Source organism: Lentzea sp. DG1S-22 (genome assembly GCF_036321065.1).
Classification (GTDB): Bacteria; Actinomycetota; Actinomycetes; order Mycobacteriales; family Pseudonocardiaceae; genus Lentzea; species Lentzea jiangxiensis.
Genome location: NZ_CP143276.1, coordinates 209736 through 221936, shown reverse-complemented (window position 1 = coordinate 221936; position 12201 = coordinate 209736). Strand labels below are relative to the sequence as shown.

Sequence of the window (12201 nt, the reverse complement as noted above, 5' to 3'; positions counted from 1 at the left end):
TTGAACGGCGTGCGCGCCCGCAGGCCGCACGGGCGCGCGCCGCTCGGGTCGCTCAGCCGGTCCAGACGTCGCACCGGTGGTCGACCGGTGCGACCTGTCCGGTCGCGAAGATCCGGACGTCCTGGCGTGCCCAGCCGGGACGCCCGGTGCGCGCGAACCTCGTCCACGCACCCACCATCTCGTCCGCCAGCTCCCGCTGCCCGGCGGTGAGCTCGACGCCGCCGTACCCGAACAGGAACGGCAGCTCCGAGCCGTGGTAGGCGCCGTAGGGGAACTCCGGCATGCCCGGGAAGATCATCGGCGGGTCCGGTTCGGCGAACTCGTAGCCGAACGCGTGCGTCTGCGCGCGCAGCTCGGCCGTCGGGCAGGCCGAGGTCATGTCCGAGAGCGCCGCGGAGAGCGCCACCCGTTCGTCACCACCGCGGGGCGGGTAGGCGGCGAGGACCCGCTTCGCCCCGGCGGCACCGAACCCCTCGGTCAGCGCCTGCTCGTAGCCGGCGGCGTCCAGCGGCGCGTAGAACATCGCGGCGAACACCGAGAACTCGTCGCGAGCGGTGCCGGCCAGCACAGGGACGCGGTGGAAACGCCCCTCCCGCAACGCCGTGACCGGGTTCTCCGGCAACGCCTCCGTTCCGTGGGCGGGTGACGAGAACTGCGGCGTCAACGCCTGCACCTGCTCGAACGTGAGGCCGCGCAGGCAGGTCACGTCCGGGCACCCCGTCGCCAGGGCTCCTGCCCGTTCGACGTCCTCGCGGTCGGCCCACGGGTGCTGGACCCGTCCCTCCCCCGCCGGGGTGCCGAACTGGCACGGTCCGCTTTGGATGATCGCCCGGTGGAACAGCCCGCGCGTCCTGGGCGAGGTCAGCTGCGCGCAGGTCGACAGCCCGCCCGCCGACGCCCCGAACAGCGTGACGGTGCGCGGGTCGCCGCCGAAGCGCCGGACGTTGCGCTGGACCCACTCGAGCGCGGCCTGCTGGTCGCGCAGGCCGAACGCGCCGGACCCGTCGAGCCCGGGGAAGCCGAAGTACCCGGAGGCGCCGAGGCGGTAGTTGATCGTGACGACGACGGAGCCGCCGTCCACCAGCCGGTCCACGCCGTAGTCGGCCCCGGCGCCGCTGGTGAAGCCGCCGCCGTGGATCCAGACCAGCACCGGCCGGTTCACGGCTTTCCGCGGCGTGGTGACGTTGAGGTACAGGCAGTCCTCGGCCTGGTCGCAGCGGGGACCGGGCTTCTCCGCCTTCAGAACGCCCTGCCACGCCCTGGGCGGCTGCGGATCGCACCAGCGGTTCTCGCCGACGGGCGGCGCGGCGTACGGGATGCCCTGGAACGAGCGCCGGGCGTCGGTGGTCGTTCCCGACACGAATCCGGTGTCGGTGCGGACGGTTCCCGCGGCGTGGGCGGGAACAGCGGTCGCGGCCAGGAGTACGGCCGCCAGCAATGTGGATGTGGTTGTGGTTGTGGTTGTGGTTGAACGCATGTCACGCCCAACCTAGCCACGGCCGCAACCGCTTTAGACGGTCGCCCTGGTTCGGGACAACAACCGCGCCGCCACCGCCGCGGGCAGGTACATGAGCACGCCGTAGACCGCGGGCGGGATCGCCATCGTCTCGTCGTCGAGCACCGTGAGCGCCAGCGTGATCGCGATCGTGGCGTTGTGGATGCCGATCTCCATGGAGCTCGCGATGGCCTGCTTGCGGTCGACGCGGAACGCCTTGGGCACGTAGTACCCGATCAGCAGGCTGAAGACGCTCAGCAGCAACGCCACCGGCCCGAGCGTCGCGATGTTGTCGATCAGCTGCCGGTACGCCTGCGCGATCGCCGCGATGATGACGAGCACCAGCACCACGACGGACGCGATGCGCACCGGGTCGTTCATCCTCAGCGACCACGCCTCGAACCTGCGGCGCACCAGCATGCCGATCGCCACCGGCACCAGCACGATCGCGAAGACCTGCACGAACTTCGCCGGCTGCAGCCCGACCTCGGCGTTGTCCGCCATGAAGTGCGCCATGCTCAGCCCGACCACCAGCGGCAGCGTGAACACCGCCAGCACCGAGTTGATCGCCGTCAGGGTGATGTTGAGCGCGACGTCGCCGCCCGCGAGGTGGCTGAAGAGGTTCGCCGACGTGCCGCCCGGCGACGCGACGAGCAGCATCATGCCGACCGCGAGCACGCCCTCGAGCCCGAACGCGAGCACCAGCCCGAGGCAGATCGCGGGCAGCACGACGACCTGGCAGACGAGCGCGATGACGGCGGCCTTGGGGTACTTGGCGACCCTCGCGAAGTCCTCGGTGGTGAGCGTGAGGCCGAGGCCGAACATGACCAGGCCCAGTGCCAGTGGCAGGAAGATCTGTACGACTGGCACGGCGGCCTCCGCGGATGTCCGGCTTGTGCAGTTCGATCTGTTCGGACGATCCTGGCGTTACGTCCGCGCCGATGGAATAGGCCAGGTGGCGGCACCGGGCCTGTTCCACGGTGTTCGTGCAGGACACTGGACGCCGTGCAGATCGGCGTGTTCACGGCGGGTGACCTCCCGCCGTCGGAGATCGTCTCCCTGGCGATCGCGGCCGACGAGGCGGGCTTCGACGTCTTCGCGGTCGGCGAGCACCACAACCCGCCGTACACCTCGTCCTCCCCCACGGTCCTGCTCGCCCACATCGCGGCGAAGACGACCTTGCGACTGTCCACGGCGACCACGCTGATCACGACGAACGACCCGGCACGCCTCGCCGCCGAGTACGCCAGGCTCGCCCTCCTCGCCCCGGACCGCACGGACCTGGTGCTCGGACGGGGCAACACGGTCAAGGTGTTCGGCTGGTTCGGCAAGGAGATCGAGTACGGCCTGCCGCTGACGATCGAGCACTACGCGGCGTTCAAAGCCCTGTGGCGCGGCACGTACGTCTGGCACGCCTGCACGCGTTCGCCCGAGATCGCCGACCTGGCCGCGGAGAACGACGACGGCCTGTTCGTGTTCGCCGGCCGGACCGAGCACGTCACCCGGTACCGCGACCGGGCCGCCCGCCCCAGGATCGGCGTGCTGGCGAAGCACCTCGACGACGGCCTCGCCCACGCCCCGGACCGCCTGCTGGTCGAAGTCAGCAGCCCCGCGGACGTGGAAAAGCCAGGGTCGGACGTGTGGTCAGCCTTGCCACACCGCCGCTCTTCGCACGGCTCCGCGCGGCACGCACCGTCCTGATCGCCGGGGCGGGCGGCGGGTTCGACGTGTTCGCCGGCATCCCGCTCGGCGTCGCGCTGCGCCAGCAGGGCAAGAACGTCCACTACGCCAGCCCGAGCTTCAGCGACCTCGAACGCCTCGACCTCGACGCCTGGCTGGAGCGCGGGCTCGCCGCCGTCGAGCCGGAGACCTCGGGCGAGGACGCCTACTTCCCCGAACGCGAGCTCGCGCGGTTCCTCAACGACACCGTCTACGCGTTCCCGCGCATGGGTGTGCGGCCGTTGCGCAGGGCATACCGCACTCTCGTGAAAAGCACTCCATCGACGCGATCGTGCTCGTCGACGGCGGCACGGACATCCTTCTGCGCGGCGACGAACAGCACCTCGGCACTCCCACGGAGGACATGACGAGCCTCGCCGCCGTCGCCGGTGTCGACGACGTCGTGAAGATCGTGACCAGCCTCGGGTTCGGCATCGACGCGCACCACGGCGTGTGCCACGCGCACGTGCTGGAGAACCTCGCCGCGCTCGACAGGCAGGGCGCCTACCTCGGCGCCCTGTCCATCCCGTCGGACAGCCACGAGGCCCGCGCGTACACGACCGCCGTGCAGCAGGCTCAGGACGCGACGCCGTTGTCACCGAGCATCGTCAACGGCCAAATCGCGGCTTCCCTGCGGGGCGAGTTCGGCGACGTGCGGTTCACGACCCGTACCGAGGGCAGCGAGCTGTTCGTGACCCCGTTGATGGGCGTGTACTTCAGCGTCGACCTCACGCGTTGGCCCGCGGCGTGCACTACCTGCCGTTGCTGGAGAACACGCGGACGGCGTTCGACGTCGCTCTCGCGATCGAGGAGTACCGCGAGAGCTTCGAGGAACGCCGTCCCAGGCGCGCACTTCCTCACTGACGCCGCACCACCACCGCGATGGCGAGGACCAGCACCGCGACGGCGAAGGCCGTGCCGAGCACCCACATGCCGTAGACCGCGAACGCCACGAACTCCGAGCCGATCGCGGCCACGGACGTCACGGTCGCACGGGCGTCGGTCGCTATGCGGTGCTGCAGCTCGGTTTCCACGTGCACCAGCACGAACCGGTACAGCCCGTAGAACAGTCCCAACAGGATGATCGCGAACGGCACGGCCAGCCACGCCGCCACGACCAGCAGCACGCCCGAGGCGAACAGGACCCAGCCGCGGAACGGCAGCCTCCCCGCCAGGTGGGCACCGGCCGCGCCGGTCAACGGCACGCCGATCGTCGCCATCGGCACCCACACCGTCGGCACGTGCCAGTCCTGGGCCAGCAGCGTGAAGTACTCCTCGAACGCGTCGATGGCGTACACCAGCGCCACCGCGATGACAGCGCGTTTGATCGGCACGGACGCGCGGAGCCCGGTCATCAAGGTCGCGAAGTAGCCGGGCTCGTCGTCGTCCTCCGAGCCGCGTTCGGGTTCGGGGAACCGCAGCGCGATCACCGACGAGGCGAGGCACATCGCGACCGAGATCCAGCCGGCCAGCCGGTAGCCGCCGAGGGAGAACAGCGCGGTGGCCACGACGGCGACCGGCACCTGGGCGATCAGCTCGATGGTGCCGACACGGGCGTTGAGCCGCCCGTACTGCTCCTCGTCACCGTTGGCCGCCAGCCCGTCGTACAGCAGGGCCTCGAACGCGCCCGACTGCAGCGTGCCGCCCAGCCCCCACAGCACGAAGCCGGCGGCGAAGCCCCAGAACGACGGGAACACCACCCAGGCCGCGTACCCGAGCGCCTGCAGCACACCGGAAGCCACGAGGGAACTGCGCCGCGAGAACCGGTCCGCGACGGCACCGGAGGGCACCTCGAAGACCACCGCGGTGAGCGACCAGACGGCGAGCAGCACCGAGATCTGGGAGTCCGACAGCCCGCTGTCGGCGAAGAGCAACGCGTACAGCGCGTAGATCGGGATGAGGTGCGAGCACCACGCCCACGCCGTCGCGGTTCGGGAGAGATCGGTTGAAGATCAATGTCGTCGACGCATGGCACAAGGATAAGCCGCCAGCGCCACCGGATAAATGGCGCTGACGGCTCGTGGTCGTCCGGGAACCGCGTGTGATCAGAACCCGGCGGTGATCTTCGTGAACGCCAGGTCGGCCTGCTGGATGCCGGAGCAGTGGGCGGCGATCTGACCGTCGCAGCCACCGCGGTCGCGGTTGACCGACCAGAAGGCCAGTCGCCCGAGGCCGTTCGCCTTCGACCAGTCGCGGATCGCGGTCCAGTCGTCGACGGTGGTCAGCTCGCGGTGGTCGGACAGGCCGTTCATGCCCGAGATGCCGACGTGCCTGAACGCCTCGGCGTCGCTCCAGCCGAAGGTCGACTTGAGCTTGTTCTTCAGCCCCGTGGCCGCGCCGATCGTGTCGTTGCGGATGTTGGAGCTGTTGAAGTCGAACGGCATGATCGTGAACACGTCGATGTTCGCGTTCAGGGCCTTGGCCTGGTCGATCAGGCGAGCGCCGTAGAAGTTCGGGCCGGTGGTGCCGGTGCCGAACGTGACGATCGTCTGGATGCCGGGGTTGTTCTGCTTGACGATCTTCAGCGCGGTCAGGATCCGGTCCTGGACCGTGGTGTTCTCGAACTCGTCGGAGTTCTCGATGTCGATGTCGATCGCCTTGAGGTTGTAGGCGTTGATGACCTGCTGGTACGCGCCGGCCAGTGCCTCGGCGGTCGCGCAGTTCGGGCCCAGCTTGTTGCCGCTCCAGCCACCGAACGACGGCACGATGTCACCACCGGCGGAGCGGATGGCGTTGATCGTCTGCTGGTCGACGCCACCGGTCAGCGGACGCGAGCTGTCCCACGAGGGGGTGCAGCCGCCGCCGGAGAGCACGAACGCGAGCGTGAACCACTTGACGCCGGTCGCGCTCATGACCTGCGTCGCGCTCTGCGGGTTGCCCCAGCCCAGGTACAGGTAGGGAGCGCCGCGCCCGGTGCCGGGCACCGGCGGGGTCGACGTGGTCGTCGTGGTGGTGGTCGTGGTGGTGGTCGGCTGCGAGCCGCCGTCGCACGAACCGCCGTTGACCTTGCAGTTGGAGGGGTTCGCGCCGGAACCCTTCACGGTGAAGCCGAAGCTGACGCTGCCACCGACCGGGACGTTGCCGTTCCAGGTGTTGCGCACGGTGATGTTCTGGCCGTTGGCGGCGTAGCTGCCGTCCCACAGCGACGCGATCGACTGCCCGCTCGGCAGCGTGAACTCGACGGTCCACGACGAGAGCGCGGCCCCGCCGCTGTTGGAGATCGTGTACTTGGCCTCGTAGCCGCTGCCCCAGTCCGACGTCTTGGTGAACGCCGCGGTCACGCCCGTCGCGCCACTCGCGGGCGCGGCGAGGAGGCCACCGACCACGGTGGCTATCGCCAGACCTGCGGTCAGGATTTGCCAGCGGAACTTCTTCATGGTGCTCCATTCACGTGCAGGGGGTACGTGATGGCAGGCACGTTAACTGGTCTAAACCACTCGTTCAAGAGGAGGAAGCGGACATCATCTCACCACATCGGGGTGGGTCATGAGAACGCTCTCACGATCGGTCCACTCGACATGGTCGCCGGATGGCCACCGATGGAAGCCGGTGACGTGGGCGGAACCGGTACCGGGGCCGCCCACGTCACGCCGGTGCGCTCCGCAGCCCTCGACAGCCCGTACCCGTTCCCGTTCCCGCGGGGATTCCGCCCGAAACGACGTACGAGGCCTGCTCGAACGTGCACCCGGTGTGCGCGACGCCCCACTACGCGAAGAGGATCGCGGCGATGCCCGCGGTCATCAGCATCGTGCCCGCGAGGCCGAGCCTGCTCCGCATTCAAGCTCGCCAGACGATGCCGTCGAGGAACACGTTCTACCGCGACGGCGGCAGCAGGTCGGGGCGGCGCGGGCGGATGACGTCCCCGGAGGACTCACCGCGCACCCGGCGCACCACCCACGGCACGACGTGCTCGCGGGCCCACTTCCAGTCCTCGGCGCGCCGGACTCGGCGGTCGACGAGCGGGGCCACGCCGAGCAGGGTCCGCTCCAGCGCGTGCGGCACGCCGAGCCCCTCCAGGACCGAGATGGCGACCTCGGTGTGCCCGAGCGAGTTGAGGTGCAGGCGGTCGGCCGACCACATGCGACGGTCGCGCAGCTGGCGCATGTTCCACATGTCGACGAGGACGCACGCGTGCTCGGCGGCGATCGAGCGCACGTGTTCGTTGTAGATGGCCACGCGGCCGCGCATCCTGCGGAACACCGGGTCGTCGGCACCGTCGACGCCGGTGAAGAGGATCACGCGCGCGCCCGCGGACACGAGGCGCGCCACAGCCGCCCGGTAGCGGCGCATCAGGCCGTCGATGTCCACCTTGGGACGCATGAGGTCGTTGCCGCCCGCGTAGAGCGAGACGAGGTCGGGCTTCATGTCGAGGGCGCGTTCGAGCTGCTCCCCCAGCACCTGCGGCAGCAGCCGGCCGCGCACGGCCAGGTTGGCATAGGCGAACTCGGGGTCGGTGGCCCCCAGGACGTCGGCGACGCGGTCAGCCCAGCCGCGCACCCCGTTCGGACGACTGGCGTCGTCATCGCCCACACCTTCGGTGAACGAGTCCCCCAACGCCACAAAACGCTTGCTCATGCTCAGGACCCTATGTCGGTCTTTTCCTGCTACTTCTCCCGGGGTTGCGAGGTCGTGTATAACGTTTCGATAACGGCAGAGTCTCGAACTGAGGCACCGGACCATTCCCGGCCGTATCCCCGTTCGTGCGACTCCCCATGGACTTGGCAAGGCCGACGCGACTGGTGGTCGCGCTGGCCGGCTGTGCGCTGGCCGTGCTGCTCAACACCGGGAGCGCACTCGGACAGCCCGCCACGACGACGCCCACCACCCCCATCTCCACCCCGCCACCCGGCAGTGCCGGCACGGGCGACGAGGTCGTGCAGACGCAGTGGGGACCGCTCGGACCCGCCGACCGGGACTTCATGAACCGCGTCAAGCAGGCCGGGCTGTGGGAGAAGCCGGCGGGCGACAAGGGCAGGGCCAAGCGGCCCGACCAGCCCAAGATCCTGGAGGCCTGCAAGCACCTCATCGAGGGGCACACGCTCCTCGACAACGTGGTGAACAGGGCGGGCGTCCTGCTCGGCCACACGTTGCCCACCGAGGCCTCCGACGAGCAGAAGGGCTGGCTCGCCGAGATGGACGCGGCGAGCGGCGACGAGTTCGACGCCGTCTTCGCGAACCGCCTCCGCGCGGCGCACGGCAAGGTGTACGCCTACGCGGCCCAGATCCGGGCGGGCACCAAGAACGAGCTCATCCGCATCCTCTCCACCCAGGCGATGATCACCGTCTTCGACCACATCAAGGTGCTCGAGGACACCGGTCGCGTGGACTTCGCGGGACTCGAGTCGCCGCAGCCGCTCGCGCCTCCTCCGCCCGTGGACAGCTCCGCGGCGCCGGACGCGACGGGCGACCAGGCGGCGGACGCGACCGCGAACCCCACCGACGGCGTGATCCCCACCGTGCCCGAGGGCACCAGGTTCACCCGCACCGCCGAGCAGGGCGTTTTCGGTGAGAACAACGGCGTCTTCTTCGGAGCGATAGCGGTGCTCGCGCTCGCCCTGGTGGGGATGCGGTTCATCTCGCGTTCCAAGAAATCCCGGCGGAAATCCCGTTCGTTCTAGGAAAACAGCACACCCAGGTTCTTCACGAAGATAGCGGCCCTACCGCCGTCAGCTTCAGCATGCCGTTTTATCGGACTACCACGAGGTGGCACATGGCTATTCACCGGAGGAAATCCACGATCTGGCTCACCGCCGCCGCTGCGGCGATGGCCGTGGTCGCGGGCAGTGCCGCGGTGGTGGCCATCAGTTCTTCTGATGGCTCCGCGCTCGCCGACGGGGCGGACAAGAGCTTGTTCGTCGACATCACCGAGGTGAAGCCGAACGTCAAGAAACCCAAACCGGAAAACGATGCCACCACAGGCACGTTCACGGTCGACTGCGGCCGCAACGAGAACGGCCACTTCAACCCCGACAACTTCATCGCGCAGCCCGGCGTCCGCAACGGCGCCCAGCACCTGCACGACTACGTCGGCAACCTGTCCACGAACGCGGACTCCAACAACGCCTCACTCCAGGCGGCGGGCACGACCTGCAAGAACGGCGACAAGTCCGCCTACTTCTGGCCCGTCGTGCGCATCATCGACGAGGAGCCGGACGAGGCCGCGCCGCCCGCGGAGCAGGCACCGCCGAAGAAGGACGACAAGGCCCAGCAGGACAAGGACAAGGCCGCCAAGGACGCGCCGCAGCTCGAGTGCCCGGACGTCGCCTCGCTGCTCCCCGGGAACGTGCCGGACGCGGCCCAGGCCGAGATCGACCGCGAGCTCGAGAACATCGAGAAGGTGACCGCGGAGGCGGAGAAGAAGGTCGCCTCGACCAAGGCCCAGGACCGCGACAACGTGATCGTCGGCCCGACGCGGGAGAAGCGCGCCGCCATCCTGAACCGCATGATGCTGGCGTTCAGCCGCCAGGGCCAGCAGGCCCCCGACCTGAACCCGGCCGCCGCCTGCGCCGTCAAGGACCCCGCCCAGGGCGAACAGGGCCTCGACAACGGCGGCGAGAACAGCGACGACGCCCAGGCCGAGGGCACCGAGGACAAGAAGAACCAGAACAACGCCGAGGAGAACGGCAACAACGAGCTCGAGGGCAACGAGGGCGAGATCCAGCGCCCGGCCGTCGTCGACCTCACCTTCCGCGGCAGCCCGACCGGCAAGGTCGTCGCGATGCCCAAGTTCCTCCGCGTCCTCTACGGCGACGCCAAGGCCGGCCAGAACGGCCCGAAGAACGCCAAAGCGTCCTGGACCTGCACGGGCTTCGAGGACAAGGTCCTGATGGACAAGTACCCGATCTGCCCGCAGGGCTCGAAGGTCAAGCGCGTGCACGACTTCCCGAGCTGCTGGGACGGCAAGAACATCGACTCCGCGAACCACCGCGACCACATCGTGTTCCCCGACCAGAACGGCAAGTGCAAGCAGGGCTTCAAGGCCGTGCCGCAGCTGCGCATCTCGCTGACCTACAACATCCCGCTGGACGTCCAGAAGGACGGCCGCTACCTGGTCGACTCCTTCCCGGAGGAGGAGCACAACCCGCTCACCGACCACGACGACTTCGCGAACGTGATGTCGCAGAAGATCATGAACCGCCTGGTCAACTGCGTGAACTCGGGCAAGAAGTGCCGCGAGTGACGCTCTGACCACGCAGTTCACCCAGGCGAAGTCCCCGGTGCACCTCCCGCGCACCGGGGACTTCTCATGCGCCACAACAGGTGCGGGCACCCAACCCACTCGCCAACGCAACGCGATCACGCACCCGGGCCAGGCGCACACCCAGTTCAGGTGCGCACCAGCCGCAGTCGCCAACGCAAGGCGACCACGCACCCAAGTCCGGCGCGCGCACCCAACCGGACAGCCGCAATCGCAACCCGGCCACGCACGCAGCCTGGCGTGGCGATGCGAAGCGAGCCGTCTGAACTATGCGCCGCCGGGTAGCGGTCGGCACCGACGAAGGCGATTGGGGCTTTACCTCGAGGGGGCGGGATGCCTCCCTCGCAGGGCACGGCCGGGGCTCTTTTCGCCCCGGGCTTTCCGGCCGTCCCAGCATCCCGCCAGAGGCTCGAGGTCAAGCCCCAATCGCCACCCCGGCGTTTCGTCCCGACCTGAGGAACCACCCTCGCAAGGTGACCCGGCCGCGCTAGCGCACCCACCCCGCTGGAACCGGCATCGACCACCCGAACAGACCCACCCGAATTCACCACCGTGAACCTTGTTCCGGAATGATTGACCTCAAAGGTATAGACCACCAACACTGAGCCGCATGGTCACCCGTTCCTGCGCGGCACTGATCGCCCTGCTGGCATCCCTGCTGGCCCCGGTCACCGGCTCAGCCCAGGCTGCGCCCGCGACGTTCGTCCACCCGGGAGTCGTCGTCTCCCGGCCACAGCTGGACTTCATGCGCACCAAGGTCCTGGCGGGCGCACAACCCTGGAAGCTCGCCTACGACCGCATGCTCGCCTCGAAGTACGCCGACCTCAACCGCACGCCGAAGCCCCGCGCCGTCGTCGAGTGCGGGTCCTACTCCAACCCCAACCTCGGCTGCACCGACGAGCGCGAAGACGCCATCGCGGCCTACACCTTGTCCCTCATCTGGTACGTGACGCGCGACAACCGGTACGCGGCCAAGGCGATCCAGATCATGGACGCCTGGTCGGCGACGATCCGCGACCACACCAACTCCAACGCCCCGCTGCAAACGGCGTGGTCGGCGAGCAGCTGGCCGAAGGCGGCGGAGATCATCAAGCACGTGCACGGCAACTGGCCGAACAGCGCGAGGTTCGGCACGATGCTGCGCGAGGTCTACCTGCCCGAGATCCAGAACGGCCGTGCGAACACCAACGGCAACTGGGAGCTCAGCATGATGGAGGCGAGCCTCGGCATCGCGGTGTTCCTGGAGGACCGGGCGGCCTACGACAAGGCCGTCGGCATCTTCCGGACGCGCATCCAGGCGTTCATCTACCTCACCGGCGACGGCGCCCTGCCGAAGACGCCGCCGGGCAGCGGCATCGACACGCGGGCCGAGATCATCTCGTACTGGCACGGCCAGTCCACCTTCGTCGACGGGCTCACCCAGGAGACGTGCCGGGACTTCGCGCACACCGCCTACGGGCTCAGCGCGGCCTCGCACTTCGCCGAGACGGCGCGGCACCAGGGCCAGGACATCTGGGGCGAGATCAAGGACCGGATGCGCCACGCGTGGGGCCTGCACACCAGGTACGAGAACGGTGAGCCGGTGCCGTCGTGGCTGTGCGGCGGCAGCTACTCCCGCGAGCTCGGGCCGACCTCCGAGGTCAGCTTCAACGCCCTGAACACCCGGCTGGGCATCGGGATGACGAACACCCAGCGCTACACCGAGGCCCAGCGTCCACAGGGGACGGACAACCTGTTCATCGCCTGGGAGACGCTGACTCACGCGGCCAACCCCTCCTGAGTCGTACTA

The 12201-nt window shown here is 69.1% G+C and carries 10 protein-coding genes and 1 pseudogene; 6 read left to right on the top strand and 5 right to left on the bottom strand.

Annotated elements, in window-relative coordinates; translation table 11 throughout:
• Positions 1 to 52: 52 nt before the first annotated feature.
• Together V1227_RS01080 and V1227_RS01075 are read right to left on the bottom strand one after the other, a co-directional pair.
• Positions 53 to 1438, bottom strand: a complete 1386-nt coding sequence (locus tag V1227_RS01080; RefSeq protein WP_329790510.1) for a carboxylesterase/lipase family protein — start codon at positions 1436 to 1438, stop codon at positions 53 to 55.
• Between the two features lie 72 nt (positions 1439 to 1510).
• Positions 1511 to 2365, bottom strand: a complete 855-nt coding sequence (locus tag V1227_RS01075; protein WP_329790509.1) for a bile acid:sodium symporter family protein — start codon at positions 2363 to 2365, stop codon at positions 1511 to 1513.
• Between the two features lie 135 nt (positions 2366 to 2500).
• Between V1227_RS01075 and V1227_RS01070 the strand changes: the two genes are divergently transcribed.
• From V1227_RS01070 to V1227_RS01055, 3 genes and pseudogenes are all read left to right on the top strand, one after another.
• Entirely contained in the window at positions 2501 to 3196 is a 696-nt protein-coding gene (locus V1227_RS01070; RefSeq protein WP_329790508.1) for an LLM class flavin-dependent oxidoreductase, read from the top strand.
• 130 nt (positions 3197 to 3326) lie between these two features.
• Positions 3327 to 3887 (top strand): annotated as a pseudogene (locus V1227_RS40500) (DUF1152 domain-containing protein); the annotation flags it as partial.
• A 62-nt stretch (positions 3888 to 3949) separates the two neighbouring features.
• On the top strand, positions 3950 to 4078 hold the full coding sequence (locus tag V1227_RS01055) for a hypothetical protein (protein ID WP_329790505.1): 129 nt from the start codon (positions 3950 to 3952) through the stop codon (positions 4076 to 4078).
• Here the strand turns inward: V1227_RS01055 and V1227_RS01050 are convergent.
• From V1227_RS01050 to V1227_RS01040, 3 genes are all read right to left on the bottom strand, one after another.
• Positions 4072 to 5088: an MFS transporter gene (locus V1227_RS01050; protein ID WP_329790504.1), complete on the bottom strand. Its 1017-nt coding sequence runs from the start codon at positions 5086 to 5088 to the stop codon at positions 4072 to 4074. The genes V1227_RS01055 and V1227_RS01050 overlap by 7 nt on opposite strands.
• 171 nt (positions 5089 to 5259) lie before the next feature.
• Positions 5260 to 6591: a cellulose binding domain-containing protein gene (locus V1227_RS01045; protein ID WP_329790503.1), complete on the bottom strand. Its 1332-nt coding sequence runs from the start codon at positions 6589 to 6591 to the stop codon at positions 5260 to 5262.
• A 436-nt stretch (positions 6592 to 7027) separates the two neighbouring features.
• Positions 7028 to 7789 (bottom strand): SGNH/GDSL hydrolase family protein, encoded by a 762-nt coding sequence (locus V1227_RS01040; protein WP_329790502.1) that lies wholly within the window; start codon positions 7787 to 7789, stop codon positions 7028 to 7030.
• Between the two features lie 137 nt (positions 7790 to 7926).
• Here V1227_RS01040 and V1227_RS01035 point away from each other — a divergent pair, with 137 nt between their 5' ends.
• From V1227_RS01035 to V1227_RS01025, 3 genes are all read left to right on the top strand, one after another.
• Positions 7927 to 8832, top strand: coding sequence for a DUF4142 domain-containing protein (locus V1227_RS01035; RefSeq protein ID WP_329790501.1), 906 nt, complete (start codon positions 7927 to 7929; stop codon positions 8830 to 8832).
• Positions 8833 to 8924: 92 nt separating this feature from the next.
• The gene (locus V1227_RS01030) at positions 8925 to 10394 is read left to right on the top strand and encodes a DUF1996 domain-containing protein (RefSeq protein ID WP_442916437.1); all 1470 of its coding nucleotides are present in this window, start codon (positions 8925 to 8927) and stop codon (positions 10392 to 10394) included.
• 628 nt (positions 10395 to 11022) lie between these two features.
• Positions 11023 to 12192 carry an alginate lyase family protein gene (locus tag V1227_RS01025; protein WP_329790500.1) on the top strand — a complete coding sequence of 390 codons (1170 nt, stop codon included), beginning with the start codon at positions 11023 to 11025 and terminating at the stop codon, positions 12190 to 12192.
• The last annotated feature ends 9 nt before the right edge of the window (positions 12193 to 12201 follow it).

Coding starts and splice junctions, on each gene's coding strand:
- V1227_RS01035 (WP_329790501.1), top strand. CDS start 7,927: ATGGACTTGGCAAGGCCGACGCGACTGGTGGTCGCGCTGGCCGGCTGT.
- V1227_RS01025 (WP_329790500.1), top strand. CDS start 11,023: ATGGTCACCCGTTCCTGCGCGGCACTGATCGCCCTGCTGGCATCCCTG.
- V1227_RS01045 (WP_329790503.1), bottom strand. CDS start 6,591: ATGAAGAAGTTCCGCTGGCAAATCCTGACCGCAGGTCTGGCGATAGCC.
- V1227_RS01030 (WP_442916437.1), top strand. CDS start 8,925: ATGGCTATTCACCGGAGGAAATCCACGATCTGGCTCACCGCCGCCGCT.
- V1227_RS01040 (WP_329790502.1), bottom strand. CDS start 7,789: ATGAGCAAGCGTTTTGTGGCGTTGGGGGACTCGTTCACCGAAGGTGTG.